The organism is Dyella sp. SG609, assembly GCF_012275375.1.
GTDB lineage: Bacteria > Pseudomonadota > Gammaproteobacteria > Xanthomonadales > Rhodanobacteraceae > Dyella_D > Dyella_D marensis.
In genome coordinates, this window is the sequence record NZ_JAAZQJ010000006.1 from 106,069 (window position 1) to 123,751 (window position 17,683).

Below are 17,683 nucleotides of genomic sequence, written 5' to 3' on the forward strand. Positions count from 1 at the left end.
ATGTCGCACGACCTCGCCGCCGCGCTGTGCCTGGTCCTGGTGATCGAGGGACTGGTGCTGTTCGCCTCGCCGCGCGGCTGGCAGAGCATGGTGCGCGAGGCGCTGAAGATGGAGCCGCGGAGCCTGCGCATCTGCGGCGCGGTGGTCATGGCGGCCGGGCTGCTGTTCCTGCAGCTGGTGCATTGACGCGCGGTTGCCTGCAACGTTTTCGATTCAACATCCTCCGGCCCCCCGATGGGGCCACGACCTACGAGCGAGAAAGATCATGGGCAAGTCAGTCGTAATCCTCGGCGCGCAATGGGGCGACGAAGGCAAGGGCAAGATCGTCGACCTGCTGACCGAGCAGGTGCGGGCGGTCGCACGCTTCCAGGGCGGCCACAATGCCGGCCACACGCTGGTCATCGGCGGCAAGAAGACCGTGCTGCACCTGATTCCGTCCGGCATCCTGCGCGACGACGCGCTCTGCCTGATCGGCAACGGCGTGGTGCTGTCGCCGCAGGCGCTGAAGACCGAGATCGAGGAACTGGAAGCGCAGGGCGTGGAAGTGCGCTCGCGCCTGAAGATCAGCCCGGCCACCCCGCTGATCATGCCGTACCACATCGCCGTGGATAAGGCGCGCGAAGCCGCCGCCGGCAAGAGCGCGATCGGCACCACCGGCCGCGGCATCGGCCCGGCCTACGAGGACAAGGTCGCCCGCCGCTCCATCCGCGTGGCCGACCTGATGTATCCGCACGAGCTGCCGGAGAAGGTGAAGACCGCGGTCGAGTACCACAACTTCATCCTCACCCAGTGGCTGAAGGCCGAGGCGGTCGACTACCAGCAGGTGCTGGATGACGCGCTGGCCTATGGCGAGTTCATCCGCCCGATGGTCGACGACGTCGCCACCATCCTGCACGACGTGCGCAAGGAAGGCGGCCACATCCTGTATGAAGGCGCCCAGGGCGCGCTGCTGGATATTGACCACGGCACCTATCCCTACGTCACCTCGTCCAACACCACGGTCGGCGGCGCGCTGGCCGGCACCGGCGTGGGCGCGGGCGACATCGACTACGTGCTGGGCATCTGCAAGGCCTATGCGACGCGCGTCGGCGGCGGTCCGTTCCCCACCGAGCTGCACGACGAGATGGGCGAGCGCCTGCGCAAGGTCGGCAACGAGTTCGGCGCCAGCACCGGCCGTCCGCGCCGCTGCGGCTGGATCGACCTGGTGGCGCTCAAGCGCGCGGTGCAGATCAACGGCATCAACGGCCTGGCCATCACCAAGCTCGACGTGCTCGACGGCCTGCCCAGCATCAAGGTCTGCATCGCCTACGAATACCGCGGCAAGCGCCGCGAGCTGGCCCCGCTGGACGCGGACGGCTGGGCGGAATGCAAGCCGGTGTATCTGGAATTCCCGGGTTGGGAAGAATCCACCGCCGGCATCCGCGACTGGAACAAGCTGCCGGCCGCGGCGCGTGCTTACCTGCGCGCGGTGGAAGAGCTTTCCGGTTGCCGCCTGGCGATCGTGGCGACGGGTGCGGATCGTGACGACACGATTGTGCTGGATGATCCGTTTGCCTGATCGGGCGTGCTTGCCCGACACGAAGAAAGCCCCGCCAATGCGGGGCTTTTTTTATGGACTCAAGCAGCGCGTTCACTGTGCCGTTCCGCAATCACCACGCCGCTTCCACGCCGTGCTGATCATCCAGGTTGGACCATGAGCCCTCCGCAGCAGGAGCGCATGCCATGGCCAACGCAGACAACAAGCATCCCCGCCGCGATACCGCCCCCGAGGACGAGCCGAAGCAGGGAGGCGAATTGCCCACCAAGCAGCTGCCGCGCGAAGACGAGGACGAAGACGAGTCGGGCTCGACCGGCGGTGACGGTGAGTCGTCCACGGCGAGCGCGGCGACGCCACCGGAGCGTGCGATCGCCCCGGAGGGCGGTGTCGGCCGGCGCAGCGGCACGGGGCAGGCGAGGGCGCATCGCTCGTTCGACGACGATGCGGGCAGTCAGATGCTTGGGCGTGCGGTCGATCCGGATGGCGAGCTGCCGGAGCCGGGCGTGGGCGACAGCTATCAGTCCGGCGTACGGGTCAAGGCGTGGCGCGACAGATGACGAACGGACGCTGCGCCTATCCGTATAGCCTGCGTGTTCTGCGCAGCGCGCGGTAAGGCGCCGTGAAGACCGATGCGATCCAGCGCGTGAACCGGATGTGCGCCCCTGCACAATCACAACCATTGCAAGCCCCACCGCGCCGGTTCTTGGCCGCTTTGTGAGCTGGATATAAGTCGAGGCATCGATCGCAACCTAAGGTTGCGCGCAGCCATGGTCGGCTCCAGGCGGCCGGAGATGGTCAGCGGGCCGGAGTGCGTCTGTGCTCTTGGCTCGCGCATGGTTTCTCCCCTCCGTCACGCGGGCATCGTTACCCGAGCGATGCCACCCACGCGCGACGGACCTATTCCGGCAGAAGCAGGGCCGCTACGGCGACCCTGCTTTTTTTTCGCGCCGCGTTCGCTCAAGTCCCGAATACATGCATCGCCGCGTACTGCAGCAGCATGATGGTCTTGCCGTCGACGATCTCACCGCGGCGGAGCATGGCCATGGCGTCGTCGAACGGCAGCTCCAGCACTTCGATGTCCTCGCCTTCGCCGGGCAGCCCGCCGCCGTCGCCCACCTTCTGCGAGGCGTCGTATTCGGCGACGAAGAAATGCAGCTTCTCGGTGACCGAGCCGGGACTCATGAAAGCCTCGAACACCTTGCGCACTTCGCCGACGCGGTAGCCGGTCTCTTCCTCCGCTTCGGCGCGGATGCGCTGCTCGGGTGTGGCCTGGTCGAGCAGGCCGGCGGGTGCTTCGATCAGCATGCCGTCGTGGCCGTTGACGAAGCAGGGGAAGCGGAATTGCCGCACCAGCACCACGCTCCGCGTCTCGCGCTGGTACAGCAGCAGGGCGGCGCCGTTGCCGCGGTCGTAGGTCTCGCGCTGCTGGCGCTGCCAGCTGCCGTCGGCGCGGCGGAAGTCGTAAATGGTCTTCTTGAGCAGGTACCAGTCGTTCGACAGCACCTGGCTGTCGATCACGCGGACCCGGTCGGGGGTGGTGGACATGGGGGAATCCAGCTGGACAGGGGACGCTGGCTACCGTATCGTGCAGTTTCGTGCAAAGTCAATTAAATTCGTGCAAATGCTATGCTGACCAGCCAGCGCAAGCAAGCCATCCTCGCGGCCCTGCAACGGGACGGGCAGGTCGTCGCCAAAGCGATGAGCGAAACCTTCGGGGTGTCCGAAGACACCGTGCGCCGCGACCTGCGCGAGCTGGCCGCCGAAGGCCTGCTGCAACGCGTGCACGGCGGCGCGCTGCCAGCCTCGCCGGCGATGGCGGACTTCGCCCATCGCCAGCACATCGGCCCGGAGGCGAAATCCGCCATCGCGCACCGCGCGGCGCAGATGGTGCTGCCCGGGCAGGTGGTCTTCATCGACGGCGGCACCACCTGCGTGCAGCTCGCCCGCAGCCTGCCGCAGGCGCTGCGCGCCACGGTGGTCACGCACAGTCCCAGCATCGCGGTGGAACTGGTGGATCACGCCGGCATCGAGGTGGTGCTGATCGGCGGACGCCTGTTCAAGCATTCGGTGGTGGCGGTGGGCGCCGCGGCGATGGAGGCGATCGCGCGCGTGCGCGTCGACCTGTACTTCATGGGCGTCACCGGCGTGCATCCCACCGCTGGCCTGAGCACCGGCGATTTCGAGGAAGCCAGCGTGAAGCGTGCGCTGATCGAACGCGCGGCCGAAGTGGTGGTGCTCGCTTCGGCGGAGAAACTGCACGCGGCCTCGCCGTATGTGATCGCGCCGGTGCAGGCCGCGCAGACCCTGGTGGTGGAGGGCGATACGGCAGAGGCCGTGCTGGCGCCGTTCGCGGCGCTTGGCCTGGCGGTGCTGCGGGCAGGGAGGGAGTAAGCCGCTGCGCGTGCTTACAGCAAGCCCGTCATCGGGCGCAGCGCCGCCACGGTGGTGGGCAGCCCCTGCGCCAGCAGCGTCGCCAGGCATTCCTCGACGGTTCTCGGCGGGTTCTTCAGTGCTTCGCGTTGAGCTTTGACCGCCGCGCAGACGCTGCCGCGCTGCAGGTCGAACAGGTGATGGATGAATTCGTCGGGATGCTGCGCTTCGATGTGGAAGGGTTCGAGCGCGTGCTGCGGAAAGTCCCTGAGGTTGAACGTGACGATCACGCCGGCATGGCATCGGATGGCCGCGGCCAGCACGTGGCGGTCGTCCGGGTCTTTAAGCGCCAGGCCTGCCTCGAGCTGTTCGTAGCCCGCGACCAGGCAGTCGGGCACGGCTGAGTCCATCAGCTCGCGCGTGCGCTGCAGCGCTTCCGGCTTCAGCTCCGGACGCCTGGCCAGCACCGAGCGCATCCATTCGTGATGGATGCGCTCGGTCCAGTGGGCGCGGAACAGGCCGGTAAGCGCCAGGCGCATGAGCAGGTCGCGCAAGGGTGCCGGGTACAGCACGCAGGCGTCGTAAATCACCGGAAAGGGCACAGTCAGTATCCAAGGCCCAGCTCTTGCGCCTGCGCGGCCAGCTCGTCGAGGGCGTTCCTGCTCACCGCATCGCGCTTGTGCCGATAGGCCAGCAGGTCGCTGGCGTAGATGCGCCGATGCGTGCCGGTCTTGTGGAAGGCGATGTCGCCGGCTTCGAGCAGCGAGACCAGATGCGGCCGGGACACGTTGAGGAAGTCGGCCGCCTGCTGGGTGGTCAGCTCAGCCTTCACCGGAATGATGCTGACCGCCTTGCCCTCGGCCATGTTGGCGAGGATTTCCACCAGCATGCGCAGGGCGCTGACCGGCACGTCGATGGTGGCGTCGCCGTCGATGACCTTGATGCGTCCGTTGCCGCCGTCGCCGAGGTAGGCGGCCAGCAGGCGGCCGCTGGCGCGGGCGGCTTCGGCTTCTTCGGGGGTGGGTGGCAGCGAGGGGATATCCTGGCGCGGCACGGTCATGGGAGCTCTCCAGCGGTCGATCCTGACTACGTTCATGGCAGATGCTCCTCCAAAATCGAAATAAACGCAACATACGAAATAAACGAAATTGTCTGGGCTTGTACCCGGCTCCCGCTGGCGATCGTGTGGCGAAGGGGCTGGCGTGACCGGGAGCGAAGGCCAGATTACGGCCGGTGCGAGCGGCCGTATGCCGGTTTGACCGTAAAGTCAGACAAGACCTAGCCCGCTTCGATGTGCGTGGCCGCGAACGCAGAACGGGCCCGGTCGGCGACCGGGCCCGTTGCGTTTACGCCTCGATGCTGCGTCTTACTGCACGTTGAGGTTGACGTCGTCCAGCACGAACGAGGTCTGCAGCGAGCTGTCCTCGGTGCCCGTGAACTTGATGGTCACGGTCTGGCCGATGTACGCGCTCAGGTCGAACGAACGCTGCGTATAGCCCGACGCTTTGTTGAGGTTGGAGTACGTCGCCAGCGTCTTCAGCACGGTGCCGCTGCTGTTGAGCACCTGCACCGTCAGCTTGTCGTACGCCGTGGTGGTGGTGGTCTCGGCGGTGTCGATGTGCAGGTAGAACGTCAGTGTCGCGCTGGTCTTGCCGCTGGGAATGGCCACGCTCTGCGAGACGGTGTCGGTGTGGCTGCTGCCATAGCCGTCCAGCCACGCGAACCAGGTGCCGCCATGCGCGGTTTCGCCGCTGCAGCTGGAGTTGCTGCACAGCACGCCGGAGCTCATCGACCACGGCGAAGCCGTGCCGGTCTCGAAGCCGGGGTTGACGATCAGCTGGCTGCCGCCGCCACCGCCGCTGGACACCGCCACCGATGCCGTCTTGCTGCTGGTCTTGCCGCTGCCGCCGTCGGTCACCGTCTCGGTCACGCTGTAGGTGCCGTTGGCCGCGTAGGTGTGGCTCGGGTTGGTGGCGCTGGAGGTGCCGCCGTCGCCGAAGGTCCACGCGTGCGCGGTGATGCTGCCGCCGCTGTCGGTGGAGCTGTCGGTGAAGTTCGCGGTCAGGCCGTTGGTGGTGTAGCTGAAGTTGGCCGTGGGTGTGCCGCCGCCACCGCCGCCGCCGACTACCGGATGCGCCAGGTCGCAGCGATTGGTGTCGTTGGACCAGGTGCTCTGCATGGCGAAGTTGCCGGTGCTCATCGCCACGTTCGCGCTGGCGCCCTGGCCGGAGCTGAGCCACGCGCATTCGTCCGCGTTTTCCTGGCCGTTGTAGCTGGAGCCGGTGTGGTTGGTCCAGCCGCCGGCCGGGTTCTGGTCGCTGATGGTCTCGGCGTATTCGTGGCCGTTCACCAGCGAGAAGCCGTCGAGATTGCCGGCGCTGCCGCTGTTGACGAAGTTCTGTCCGCAGCTGGAACCCATGTCGAGCACATAGGGCATGTTGGTGAACGCGATGTCGCCGTACGAGGAGCTCACGCCCACGTCGCCGTTGTAGTCGTGCCACGCGCAGAATTGGCCGCTGGACGTGTTGAAGCCGTCCGGATGCGTGCCGGTGGGCGACAGGATCACGTATTGCACATAGCGGTTGGATGCGGCGGTGGTATTGCCGAAGTGGCCCGCGGCCTTCACCGCTTCCTGGCCGAGCTGCGCGGCGGTGGCATTGCTCGGCGAAGCTGCCGAGTTGTCGTACCACACGCCGGCGAGGGTGGCGCCGCCGGTGGGATAGCCGACATACGAGGCGCCGGTGGGACAGGCGGTGGCGCCGGAGGACACGCCGGCGCCGTCGCAGTACTGCGTCATCACGCCGGACCACAGCTCGCCGTTGGTGCCCAGTCCCTTGAACATCTGCTGCAGGTAGGGCACGGCGCCGGCGGAGTCGCCGGACAAGGTCATGTTGCCGTTGGCGTCGGTGCCGGCGGTGCCCCACTGGCTGCCGTACACCACCAGGTAGACCTTGGGCGTACCGCTGGTGACACCGATGCCGTCGATGCCGCCGCCGTAGCTCAGCGTCTGCGTGCCGGTGGCCGCGGGCGTGGCCAGATGGAAGGCCGCCCATTGCTTCATCTGCGCGTGCGCTTCGCGTGTCGGCACGGCGCCGTGGCGGTATGGGTGGTCGTAGTTGGGCGCGTAAGGATTGGCGACCTGGCTGCTGGCGGCCTGGCCAGCCGCGGCGGGACTGCCGCCGGCCGCGATGGCGCCGCCGCTCAGGGCGAGCAGCGCGGTCATGGCGGTCACTGCGATGGAACACGTCTTCATGAATGACTCCCCGGTTGAGATTTCTGGGGACAAGCGCGCCCGATGCGGCCGCGCGGACCCCATGCACAAGTGGATGCCCGGCTTGGGCCGGACCTGGTTTCGGCCTTGCTCCCCGCGGATCCCGGTCCGCTTCCCCTGGCGCGGCGAGCCGACGCGTGCCACAGCGGCGCCTCCACCGGGATATTCGTCAACCCCTCCCCGGGCCGGCGAATTGACGACGATATAAATACCGGCGGAGCACCGGTCAATTGGATTTTCAGGGCATTTTTGCCGGCTTTTTGTTGCGATTAATTTCCGTGAAATTGCGCAAGTTCGTGCGCGGGTTTCTTGCGCAGATAATGCTTCGCAAAGCTATTTTCATTGCGGTGGCGCGCCAGTCGTGGCGCGGTTGCGCACGCCGGCCTGTTTTCAGGGTTGCGCGAAGCTTTCGTGGCCGGTGAAAGCGGTGTGCATGGATTTTTTGCGTAATCGTTTTAGATGGGCAATTAATTGCGTTTCAAGAATAGCGATATGGCGCACGGCGCTTATTTATTCGAATGCTTCGCGCAAACTCCGCCTAAGTATTTGCTAAGCCCGCGCTAAGTTGATTTTTCAGTGGCCGCGCGTTTTTTGCCGACGGCCCCTCCCGCGAGCATCGCCGCACCCCGCCATGACTTCCGGGCCGTGCTCCCGCCCGGCATGGCCGGCGACCATCATGGGGACGTGCCGTAGAAGGGGAGCTTCGCCGGCCGCCTCCCGAATGCCTCGCCGGCACCCGCCGGACCCCACGCCTTTCCCAAGGAGCTGACATGCGCCGTTCCACCCTGGTTTCCGCGATCGTCCTGGCGCTCGCAAGCGCTTCCATGAGCGCTGTCGCCGCCGTCCCCGCGGCCAAGCACGCCGTCGAGCAGACCACCACCCAGCTGCCGCGCAACGTGCGCCCCACGCATTACGACGTGGCGGTGACGCCGCACGCGGACAAGCTGAGCTTCGACGGCAAGGTCGCCATCAAGGTGGACGTGCTGGAGCCGACCAGCAGCATCACCCTCAACGCGATGGGCATGAGCTTCTCCGAAGTCACCCTGGCCGCGGCCGGCGGCAAGGCGCAGGCGGCCAAGGTGGCCGTGGACGAAGACAAGCAGACCGCCACCTTCAGCTTCGACAAGCCGCTGCCCAAGGGCAGCTACACGCTGGCGATGACCTATACCGGCAAGATCGGCACCCAGGCCAACGGCCTGTTCGCCATCGACTACGACACCAAGGCCGGCAAGAAGCGCGCGCTGTACACGCAGTTCGAGAACTCCGACGCCCGCCGCTTCATCCCGTCCTGGGACGAGCCGAACTACAAGGCCACCTTCAGCCTCACCGCCACGGTTCCGGCGGATGACATGGCGGTGAGCAACATGCCGGTGGCGAAGAAGAGCGACGCCGGCAACGGCCTGGTGACGATCCAGTTCCAGCCCTCGCCGAAGATGTCCACCTACCTGCTGTTCTTCGGCGTGGGCGAATTCGAGCGCGCCACCGCGATGGCCGGCAAGACCGAGGTCGGCGTGGTCACGCAGAAGGGCATGCTGTCGCAGGCCAACTTCGCGCTGGATTCGGCCAAGACCATCCTGGCCGAGTACAACGACTACTTCGGCACGCCGTATCCGCTGCCCAAGCTGGACAACATCGCCTCGCCGGGCCGCAGCCAGTTCTTCGGCGCGATGGAAAACTGGGGCGCGATCTACACCTTCGAATACGTGCTGCTGCTGGACCCCACCATCTCCACCCAGGCCGACAAGCAGAACGTGTTCTCGGTGCAGGCGCACGAGATGGCGCACCAGTGGTTCGGCGACCTGGTCACCATGCGCTGGTGGGACGACCTGTGGCTCAACGAAGGCTTCGCCTCGTGGATGGAAGCGCGCACCACCGAGAAGCTGCATCCGGAATGGAACACCAAGCTGGAACAGGTCAATGTGCGCGAAGGCGCGATGAATCGCGACGCCATCGCCACCACGCATCCGATCGTGCAGCACGTGGAGACGGTGGAGCAGGCCAGCCAGGCCTTCGATGCCATCACCTATTCCAAGGGCCAGGCGGTGATCGGCATGCTCGAGGGCTACGTCGGTTCCGACGCATGGCGCGACGGCGTGCGCCTGTACATGAAGCAGCACGCCTACGGCAACACGGTGTCCGACGATCTGTGGCGCGCGGTGGAGCAGGCTTCGAAGAAGCCGATCTCCGACGTCGCGCACGACTTCACCCTGCAGCCGGGCATTCCGCTCATTACCGTCGACTCCGCCAGCTGCGCCGGCGGCCAGACCACGCTGAAGCTGAGCCAGGGCGAATTCACCCGCGACCGCCCCGACAAGAAGCCGCTGTCCTGGCGCGTGCCGGTGATCGCGCAGACCGTCGGCGGGGCCCCCGCACGCACGCTGGTGACCGGCGGCAAGGCCACGCTGGAAGTGCCCGGCTGCGGCCCGGTGGTGGTCAACGCCGGCCAGAGCGGCTACTACCGCACGCTGTACGGCGCCGAGCAGTTCGCCGCGCTGAAGGACAACTTCGCCAAACTGCAGCCGATCGACCAGCTCGGTACGCTGGGCGACACCTGGGCGCTGGGCATGGCCGGCAAGCGTCCGTCCTCGGACTTCCTCGACCTGGTGCAGGCGACGCCGGCCGATGCCGATCCGCAGATCTGGGGCGATATCGCCGGTGACCTCAGCGGTCTGGACGGCTATTACCAGGGCGATGCCGCGCGCCAGGCCGCGTTCCGCAAGTTCGCCGTGGCCAAGCTGGCGCCGGTGTTCGCCAAGGTCGGCTGGGAGCCGAAGGAAGGCGAGGCCGATCCGGTCAAGATCCAGCGCATGGAACTGATCGGCACGCTCGGCAACCTCGGCGATCCGGCCGTGCTCAAGGAAGCGCAGCGCCGCTTCGATGCGCAGGACAAGGATCCCAAGGCGATGCCGGCCGCCCTGCGCCGCACCATCCTGGGCGTGGTCGCCCGCAACGCGGACGCCGCCACCTGGGACCGCCTGCACGCCATGGCCAAGGCCGAGAAGACCCCGCTGGTGAAGGACCAGCTGTACACGCTGCTGTCGATCAGCCGCGACAAGGCGCTGGCGCAGAAGGCGCTGGACCTGGCGCTGACCGACGAGCCCGGCGCCACCAACAGCGCCAGCATGATCAGCGTGGTGTCCGGGCAGCATCCGGAGCTGGCGTTCGATTTCGCCGTGGCGCACAAGGCCGAGGTGGACAAGAAGGTGGATTCCAGCGCAAGCAGCCGCTATTACCCGCAGCTGGCTTCGCGGTCGCTGGATCCTTCGATGATCGCCAAGGTGAAGGCTTACGCGGAGAAGTATGTGGCGGCGGGGTCGCGTCGGGATGCGGATACGGCGGTGGCGAATATTGAGTATCGCGTCAAGGTGAAGGGTGAGCGGTTGCCCGCGATCGATGCGTGGCTGAAGGCGCACGGGGCGTAACGGTTATTTGGATGGTTTTGGTTTTGGGGCCCGCGTAAGCGGGCCTCTTTTTTGTGTTGGCGAGATGTGGGGCGCTCGTGATCCTGGCGTGGCCACTCCTACTCGTCATCCCGGCGTAGGCCGGGATCCAGTAGCGACTAGGTGCGGTTGTCGCGACTTGGCCGCTTATGCAGCGGGCATTTCGGACGCCTGCCGGCGCCCGAGTTACTTTCTCTTTGCTGGCCCAAAGAGAAAGTAACCAAAGAGAGAATGGCCTCAAGTCAAAGGCTCGCGACGCGACTAGAAGGAGCGGTGGGCGGCTGCGGTAGCCTGATTAACCTGGGTCTACACGAAACGGCAGTGCGGTTTCGTAACGCGTCCTTCAACGTGCCGTGGCCGAGAGGACATTCAAGAACCGGGGCCAGCTTTGGCTCTTCGTCCCTGCCTACCTCACGCTTTCCCCCTCTCCCCTCCGGGGAGAGGGCAGGGTGAGGGGGCGGGCGGAGCGCAACGTCAAATCTTGCCGGCGTAGGTTGGGGTGAGCCGCAGGCGAACCCCAACGTGGCGAGGCGGGGGAAGGTGCGGGTGTTGGGGTTCGCCTGCGGCTCACCCCAACCTACGCCGTGCGCTTACGCGACGAACAGGGCTAAGCCTAAAAGCTGGCCTCAGTCACTGAACATCCTCTCGGCCACGGCACGTTGAAGCACGCGTTACGTAAACGCACTGATGTTTCGTGTAGACCCAGGTTAATCAGGTTACCGCAGACGCCCACTGCTCCTTCTAGTCGCGTCGCGAGCCGTTGCTCTAAGGCTATTTCTCTTTGGTTACTTTCTCTTTGAGCCAGCAAAGAGAAAGTGACTCGGGCGCCGGCAGGCGTCCGAAATGCCCGCTGCATAAGCGGCCAAATCGCGATAACGCAAAAACCGAGCGACACCGCAAAAAGAACCCCGGCCTACGCCGGAACCCAAGTTCAGGGCTTGAAGCCCACCGACTCCCACAGCGGCGCGGGGTCATACACGCTGCCATTGGCGATAGTCTTGGCAATGCGCCGCGTATTGTGGATGTCCGCCAGCGGGTCGGCGTCGAGCAGCAGCATGTCGGCGCGTTTGCCGACCTGCAGGGTGCCGACCTCCTTATCCAGGCCAAGCACCTTCGCCGGCACGCTGGTCGCCGCCTGCAGCGCTTCCATCGGAGTGAAGCCGGCCTGCACGTAGATCTCCAGCTCGCGGTGCAGCGAATAGCCGGGGATGCCCTGGTCGGTGCCGGCCACGATGGTCAGGCCCTGGCGGTGCAGTTCGCGCAAGGTGGCGAGCATGTACTGATACCGCTTGATCGAATCCTCGGTGTGGTCCGGCGCCGCACCCGTCGCATTCAAGGCGGCGGCCAGCGGCGCGGCGACGTGGTCGATGCCGGGCTCGATCGAGCGCAGCGGCGTGGTGCTGGGGCGGTCGAACAGTTCGAACAGGGCGATGGTGTCGTCGAACACGGTGTGGTGCTGCTTGAACAGCGCCAGCTGCCGGCGTGCGCCGGGCGTCTTGAAATCCAGCGGCGGCAGCGGCTGCCCGCGCTGGACGCCGAGCAGATCGCGCATCACGAAATGAATGTGGTTGATGCTGTCGTAGCCGGCTTCCACGGCCTGCGCGCTGGTCATGCCCTGGGGCACGTGGCCGGTCACGGTAAGGCCGAGCTTGTGCGCTTCGGCGGCGATCACCGGCACCAGTTCGGGTTTCATGCTGCTGTAGATCTTGATTTGGATCGCGCCGGCCTCCTTGTAGCGCCGCACCACCGCGCGCGCCTGCTCGGGCGTGTCGGCGGTGATCGCCCCCAATGCGATCGGGCCGCTGCCGTCGACGATGCCGGCGATCAGCAGGCGCGGGCCGATGCCGCGGCCGGACTGGATCGCGTCGCGCACGGTAGTGATGAAGTCGAATTCGTTGCCGCAGTCGCGCACGGTGGTGACGCCGGCGGCCAGGTAGATCGGACCCCATTCCACCTGTTCGTAGTGCGCGTGCATGTCCCACAGGCCGGGGATCAGGAACTTGCCGCTGCCATCGAGCACGTCCAGGCCAGGCTCCGCCGGTGGCGCGGCGCCGCTGGTGTCGATGCGCACGATGCGCCCGTCTTCCACATAGACGGAGGCGTTGCGCCGCGCCGCCGCGCCGGTGCCGTCGATCAGGGTGACGTGGGTGACGACCAGTTTCTTCGAGGCGGGGCGCTTTGCCTTCTCGGTGAGTCCGGCCAGCGCCTGCAGGTTGTTGCCGGCGGCGTGCTGAATGAAGGCGGGCAGGGAGTCCTCGTAGCCTTCGCGCACGGCCTCGAAGTGATCGAACTCGCTGTCGGTGGTGACCACCGCGGCGAGCTTCTGCTGCTCGTCCAGCCAGGCGGTCTCGTTGCCCCAGACGAGGCCGCTGATCACATAGCCCTGCAGCCTCACCGGCTTGCCGCCGGCCTGGATCTCCAGCGAGCCGGCCGGCTGGATGCTGACCTGTCCGTCCGGCGGTACGGCGATACGCGCGGGCTTGCCCTTCGCCAGCCAGTAGCGCAGCAGCATCTGCTGCATCGCCACCGGTGAATAGCCGTCCACCAGGAAGGTGTTGTCGGTGACCGGATGCTGCGTGGTCTTGCCGGCGCGCAGCAGGGTCACCTTGCCGCTCTTGGCGTCCAGGGTGAAGCTGTCGTGCATCGGCGATTCGCGCGAAGACTGTCCGTCGCTCTTCAGCGTCAACGGATGCGTGGCGTCGGCCGCGGTGAACTCGGTCTTCAGCGGCACCTCGGTGCCGCGGTCCTTGAAGCTGAAATCCGAACGCAGCAGCAGGCGGCCCTGATCGTTGGAGATCGTGTAGCTCTCCTTGCCGATCGCCTGCGCGAACTTGTGCAGCACGAAGCTGCCCTGCTCGGCGGTGGGCGGGGTCTGCGCCGCGGCGTGCGCTGACAAGAGAGAGAAAAGGGCGGCGAGGGCGAGCGAACGAGCGAATGGATGCGGCATGTCGGCTCCCTTGGCTACGGCGCGGTCGATACGATCGGCGTAGGTCGGGGTGAGCGTGAGCGAACCCCGACGCTGGCGTATCCGGTTCGCGATGTCGGGGCTCGCTGGCGCTCATCCCGACCTGCGAAGGACGTGGGCGATCAGAGCAGCCGCCCCCGCCGATGGCAAGAGCCCGAAAGTCATTCCCCCGGAACGAAACAGGCCCCGCCATGGCGGGGCCTGTCGCGGCATGCGGGGGTGAAACCGGCGGCTTACGCCTCGGCTTCTTCCTTGTACGCGTCCACCGGGATGCACGCGCACATCACGTTCTTGTCGCCGTAGACGTTGTCCACGCGCGCCACCGGCGGCCAGTACTTCTGCAGGCGCAGGCTGGGCAGCGGGAACACCGCCAGCTCGCGCGGGTAGGCGTGGGCCCACTCGCTGCCGGCCACCGCGTCGGCGGTGTGCGGGGCGTGCTTGAGCGGGTTGTCCTCGCGGTCCAGGCGGCCGTCCTCGATCGCGCGGATCTCTTCGCGGATCTGGATCATGGCGTCGATGAAGCGGTCCAGCTCGTGCTGCGATTCGCTCTCGGTCGGCTCCACCATCAGCGTGCCGGCCACCGGGAAGCTCAGCGTCGGCGCGTGGAAGCCGAAGTCGATCAGGCGCTTGGCCACGTCCTCGGCGCTGATGCCGGTGGCGTCCTTGAGCGGGCGCAGGTCCAGGATGCACTCGTGCGCCACCAGCCCGTTGCGGCCGGTGTACAGCGTCTCGTAGTGCGCGGCCAGGCGCTTGGCGATGTAGTTGGCATTGAGCAGGGCCACCTGGGTCGCCTTGCGCAGGCCCTGCTGGCCCATCATGGCGATGTACATCCAGCTGATCGGCAGGATCGAGGCCGAGCCGAAGCTGGCCGCCGAGACCATGCCCACCGTGCCTTCGCCGCCGAGCGTGCGCGGCAGGAACGGCGCCAGGTGCGACTTCACCGCGCAGGGCCCCACGCCCGGGCCGCCGCCGCCGTGCGGGATGCAGAAGGTCTTGTGCAGGTTGAGGTGCGAGACGTCCGAACCCCACTTGCCCGGCTTGGCCAGGCCGACCAGCGCATTCATGTTGGCGCCGTCGGTGTACACCTGGCCGCCGTGCTTGTGCACGATCTCGCAGATGGCGACCACGTCTTCCTCGAACACGCCGTGCGTGGACGGGTAGGTGATCATCAGCGCGGCCAGGCGCTCGCTGTACTTCTCGGCCTTGGCGCGGATGTCTTCCAGGTCCACGTTGCCGTTGGCGTCGCACTTGGTGACCACCACGGTCATGCCGCACATCTGCGCGGAAGCCGGGTTGGTGCCATGCGCGGATTCGGGGATCAGGCACACGTCGCGGTGGTCGTCGCCGCGCGAGCGGTGATAGGCGCGGATCGCCAGCAGGCCGGCGTATTCGCCCTGCGCGCCGGAGTTCGGCTGCAGGCTTACCGCGTCGTAGCCGGTGCACTCCACCAGCATGGCTTCCAGCTCGTCGATCAGCTGCTTGTAGCCCTGGGTCTGCTCGGCCGGCGCCAGCGGGTGGATATTGCCGAATTCCGGCCAGGTCACCGGGATCATCTCGGCGGTGGCGTTGAGCTTCATGGTGCAGGAGCCGAGCGGGATCATGGTGCGATCCATCGCCAGGTCCTTGTCGGCCAGCGAGCGCATGTAGCGCAGCAGTTCGTGCTCGCTGTGGTGGGTGTTGAACACCGGGTGCTGCAGGAAGGCGTTCTGGCGCAGCAGGGCGGCGGGCAGCGCGTCGCCGGTGGCGGTGTCGGCTTCGTCGATGTCGCCAAGCTCCGCACCGAACAGCGCGGCCAGCGCCTGCACGTCGGCGCGGGTGGTGGTCTCGTCCAGGCTGATGCCCACGCACTGGCCGTGGATCTGGCGCAGGTTGAGGCCCTTGCTGGCGGCCTTGGCGTGGATGGCGTCGGCGTCGACGCCGGTGATGCGCAGCGTGTCGAAGAAATCGCCGCCCACGTCGAGGCCGGCCTTGCGCAGCGTCGCCGCCAGGATGGCCGCCAGGCGATGCGTGCGGCGCGCGATGCGCCGCAGGCCGTCAGGGCCGTGGTACACGGCGTACATGCTGGCCATCACCGCCAGCAGCACCTGCGCGGTACAGATGTTGGAAGTGGCCTTCTCGCGGCGGATGTGCTGCTCGCGGGTCTGCAGGGTCAGGCGGTAGGCCGGCTTGCCTTCGGCGTCCACCGACACGCCGATCAGGCGGCCCGGCATGGAGCGCTTGTAGGCGTCGCGGCAGGCCAGGTACGCGGCGTGCGGGCCGCCGAAGCCGAACGGCACGCCGAAGCGCTGGCTGTTGCCGATGACGATGTCCGCGCCCCAGCTGCCGGGCGAGGCAATGAGGGTGAGCGCGAGCAGGTCGGTGGCTACCGCCACCAGCGCGCCGCGCGCGTGCACGGCCTCGGCGGCGGCGCGGTAGTCGTTGATGGTGCCGTAGGTATTGGGGTACTGCAGCAGCACGCCGAAGCTGTCGACGGTGGCCGCGTCCGCGGCCGGGCCGACGTGCAGCGCGATGTCCACGCCGTCGGCGCGGGTGCGCAGCACTTCCAGCGTCTGCGGGTGCACGTCGTCGGCGACGAAGAACACGTTGCTCTTGGATTTGGCCGAGCGCTTGGCCAGCGTCATCGCCTCGCCCGCCGCAGTGGCTTCGTCCAGCAGCGAGGCGTTGGAGATGTCCATCCCGGTGAGGTCGGCCACCATGGTCTGGAAGTTGATGAGCGCTTCCATGCGGCCCTGCGAGATCTCCGCCTGGTACGGCGTATACGCCGTGTACCACGCCGGGTTCTCCAGGATGTTGCGCAGGATGACGTTCGGCGTGTGCGTGCCGTAGTAGCCCTGGCCGATGAAGCTGCGGAACACCTTGTTCTTGCCGGCGATGGCGCGGATCTTCGCCAGCGCTTCCACTTCGGTCATGGCCGGCGGCAGGGCCAGCGGCGCGGCGGACTTGATCTGGCCCGGCACGATGGCGTCGGTCATCGACTCCAGCGAGTCGTGGCCGATCGCGCGCAGCATGTGCGCGATCTCGGCGTCGTTGGGGCCGATATGGCGCTCGATGAAAGCCTCGTGGTGCTCGAGGTCGCGCAGGGAGGGGGAAGCGGGCTTGGTCATGACAGGGGCGTCCGGAGTGCCTGAATACAGGCAGGACGTGCGTGCCGCACGTCAGGCGCCCCTCTGTCCTTTTGCCTGAGAGTTTGGAAGCTCGCGCTTCGTGCCCCTTCGGCGCCGGATCTAACCGGTCTCTCCAGAGTTGTTCCGCGGCGGCGGTGGTATGGGAGCCTGAGCGATTACGGGCGTTGCGCCTTCGGCAGCGGATATGTCCGCTTCTCCCACCGCGCCTTAAGGGGGCGATTATACCCAACCTGTGGTCCCTTCTCCCCTCCGGGGAGCACGCGGGGAGCGCACATGGATGTGCGCGGCTCTGAGGAGCGAGGAAGGTGGCGGCAGCCGGATGAGGGGCGGGTGCTCGCGGAAGAAGATCGACGAAGCGTCGCTTGCTTTTGTGCTCTCGCTTCACCGCTCCGTAGGCCCCCCTCACCCCAGCCCTCTCCCCGCAGGGGGGGCAGAAGCTTGGCGCCGTGGTGGTTTTAACGAAAACTTGCGCGTTCCCCCGGCGCGACGGAGTAGCGTTTGCCGGATCCCCTCATTCAGGTGCATCCATGCCCCATCCCCCGTTCCGCCTGCGCCAGCTCGACCACATCGTGCTGCGCGCCATCGACCCCGCGGCGCTTGAAGACTTCTACTGCCGCGTGCTCGGCTGCACGGTGGAGCGGCGGCAGGAGGCGATCGGCCTGGTGCAGCTGCGCGCCGGCGCCTCGCTGATCGACCTGGTCGGCATCGACGGCAAGCTGGGCCGCCTCGGCGGCGCGGCGCCCGGCGCGGAAGGCCACAACGTGGACCATATCTGCCTGGCGGTGGAGGGCTACGACGAGGCGGCCATCCGCGCCCATCTCGAAGCGCACGGCGTGCGCGTCGGCGAGAGCGGCTTGCGCTACGGCGCGGAGGGCGAGGGCCTCTCGCTGTATCTGTACGATCCGCAGGGCAACATGATCGAGCTGAAAGGGCCGCCGGCGCAGGCTTGAGCGGGGCGAGAGGCGGCGCATCGAA

The 17,683-nt window shown here is 67.0% G+C and carries 12 protein-coding genes and 1 riboswitch; of the genes, 6 read left to right on the top strand and 6 right to left on the bottom strand.

Annotation, left to right across the window (positions count from 1 at the left end; genetic code table 11):
* The 3 genes from FHW85_RS13130 to FHW85_RS13140 all read left to right on the top strand — a co-directional run bounded on the left by FHW85_RS13130 (position 1) and on the right by FHW85_RS13140 (position 2,094).
* Positions 1-186 carry a DUF2065 domain-containing protein gene (locus tag FHW85_RS13130; RefSeq protein ID WP_167258412.1) on the top strand — a complete coding sequence of 62 codons (186 nt, stop codon included), beginning with the start codon at positions 1-3 and terminating at the stop codon, positions 184-186.
* A gap of 79 nt (positions 187-265) precedes the next feature.
* Positions 266-1,558 carry an adenylosuccinate synthase gene (locus FHW85_RS13135; RefSeq protein WP_167258410.1) on the top strand — a complete coding sequence of 431 codons (1,293 nt, stop codon included), beginning with the start codon at positions 266-268 and terminating at the stop codon, positions 1,556-1,558.
* 164 nt (positions 1,559-1,722) lie between these two features.
* The gene (locus tag FHW85_RS13140; RefSeq protein ID WP_167258408.1) at positions 1,723-2,094 is read left to right on the top strand and encodes a hypothetical protein; all 372 of its coding nucleotides are present in this window, start codon (positions 1,723-1,725) and stop codon (positions 2,092-2,094) included.
* A 400-nt stretch (positions 2,095-2,494) separates the two neighbouring features.
* Here the strand turns inward: FHW85_RS13140 and FHW85_RS13145 are convergent, their stop codons facing one another.
* A complete protein-coding gene (locus FHW85_RS13145) occupies positions 2,495-3,082 on the bottom strand; it encodes an NUDIX domain-containing protein (protein ID WP_168648525.1) in 588 nt (195 codons plus the stop codon).
* Positions 3,083-3,163: 81 nt separating this feature from the next.
* Here FHW85_RS13145 and FHW85_RS13150 point away from each other — a divergent pair, with 81 nt between their 5' ends.
* Positions 3,164-3,928: a DeoR/GlpR family DNA-binding transcription regulator gene (locus FHW85_RS13150; RefSeq protein WP_168648526.1), complete on the top strand. Its 765-nt coding sequence runs from the start codon at positions 3,164-3,166 to the stop codon at positions 3,926-3,928.
* A gap of 14 nt (positions 3,929-3,942) precedes the next feature.
* Here the strand turns inward: FHW85_RS13150 and FHW85_RS13155 are convergent, their stop codons facing one another.
* The 3 genes from FHW85_RS13155 to FHW85_RS13165 form a co-directional block, all read right to left on the bottom strand.
* A complete protein-coding gene (locus tag FHW85_RS13155) occupies positions 3,943-4,509 on the bottom strand; it encodes a PIN domain-containing protein (RefSeq protein ID WP_343203701.1) in 567 nt (188 codons plus the stop codon).
* Positions 4,510-4,511: 2 nt separating this feature from the next.
* A complete protein-coding gene (locus FHW85_RS13160) occupies positions 4,512-5,003 on the bottom strand; it encodes a helix-turn-helix domain-containing protein (protein WP_246866751.1) in 492 nt (163 codons plus the stop codon).
* 270 nt (positions 5,004-5,273) lie between these two features.
* Positions 5,274-7,160 (bottom strand): PKD domain-containing protein, encoded by a 1,887-nt coding sequence (locus tag FHW85_RS13165; RefSeq protein WP_246866752.1) that lies wholly within the window; start codon positions 7,158-7,160, stop codon positions 5,274-5,276.
* A 788-nt stretch (positions 7,161-7,948) separates the two neighbouring features.
* On the opposite strand from FHW85_RS13165, the gene FHW85_RS13170 reads away from it, so the two are divergent.
* Positions 7,949-10,600, top strand: coding sequence for a M1 family metallopeptidase (locus FHW85_RS13170; RefSeq protein WP_168648527.1), 2,652 nt, complete (start codon positions 7,949-7,951; stop codon positions 10,598-10,600).
* Between the two features lie 949 nt (positions 10,601-11,549).
* Here the strand turns inward: FHW85_RS13170 and FHW85_RS13175 are convergent.
* Together FHW85_RS13175 and gcvP are read right to left on the bottom strand one after the other, a co-directional pair.
* On the bottom strand, positions 11,550-13,565 hold the full coding sequence (locus FHW85_RS13175; RefSeq protein WP_168648528.1) for an amidohydrolase family protein: 2,016 nt from the start codon (positions 13,563-13,565) through the stop codon (positions 11,550-11,552).
* A 251-nt stretch (positions 13,566-13,816) separates the two neighbouring features.
* The gene (gcvP, locus tag FHW85_RS13180; RefSeq protein WP_168648529.1) at positions 13,817-16,687 is read right to left on the bottom strand and encodes an aminomethyl-transferring glycine dehydrogenase; all 2,871 of its coding nucleotides are present in this window, start codon (positions 16,685-16,687) and stop codon (positions 13,817-13,819) included.
* A 53-nt stretch (positions 16,688-16,740) separates the two neighbouring features.
* A riboswitch (glycine riboswitch) is annotated at positions 16,741-16,834 on the bottom strand.
* A gap of 401 nt (positions 16,835-17,235) precedes the next feature.
* Between gcvP and FHW85_RS13185 the strand changes: the two genes are divergently transcribed.
* The gene (locus FHW85_RS13185; RefSeq protein WP_168648530.1) at positions 17,236-17,658 is read left to right on the top strand and encodes a VOC family protein; all 423 of its coding nucleotides are present in this window, start codon (positions 17,236-17,238) and stop codon (positions 17,656-17,658) included.
* Positions 17,659-17,683 lie beyond the last annotated feature (25 nt).

Bases quoted from the DNA above. Each gene is read 5' to 3' on its own strand.
- FHW85_RS13150 (WP_168648526.1), top strand. From the start codon at position 3,164: ATGCTGACCAGCCAGCGCAAGCAAGCCATCCTCGCGGCCCTGCAACGG.
- FHW85_RS13140 (WP_167258408.1), top strand. From the start codon at position 1,723: ATGGCCAACGCAGACAACAAGCATCCCCGCCGCGATACCGCCCCCGAG.
- FHW85_RS13185 (WP_168648530.1), top strand. From the start codon at position 17,236: ATGCCCCATCCCCCGTTCCGCCTGCGCCAGCTCGACCACATCGTGCTG.
- FHW85_RS13175 (WP_168648528.1), bottom strand. From the start codon at position 13,565: ATGCCGCATCCATTCGCTCGTTCGCTCGCCCTCGCCGCCCTTTTCTCT.
- FHW85_RS13170 (WP_168648527.1), top strand. From the start codon at position 7,949: ATGCGCCGTTCCACCCTGGTTTCCGCGATCGTCCTGGCGCTCGCAAGC.
- gcvP (WP_168648529.1), bottom strand. From the start codon at position 16,687: ATGACCAAGCCCGCTTCCCCCTCCCTGCGCGACCTCGAGCACCACGAG.
- FHW85_RS13160 (WP_246866751.1), bottom strand. From the start codon at position 5,003: ATGAACGTAGTCAGGATCGACCGCTGGAGAGCTCCCATGACCGTGCCG.
- FHW85_RS13145 (WP_168648525.1), bottom strand. From the start codon at position 3,082: ATGTCCACCACCCCCGACCGGGTCCGCGTGATCGACAGCCAGGTGCTG.
- FHW85_RS13135 (WP_167258410.1), top strand. From the start codon at position 266: ATGGGCAAGTCAGTCGTAATCCTCGGCGCGCAATGGGGCGACGAAGGC.
- FHW85_RS13130 (WP_167258412.1), top strand. From the start codon at position 1: ATGTCGCACGACCTCGCCGCCGCGCTGTGCCTGGTCCTGGTGATCGAG.
- FHW85_RS13165 (WP_246866752.1), bottom strand. From the start codon at position 7,160: ATGAAGACGTGTTCCATCGCAGTGACCGCCATGACCGCGCTGCTCGCC.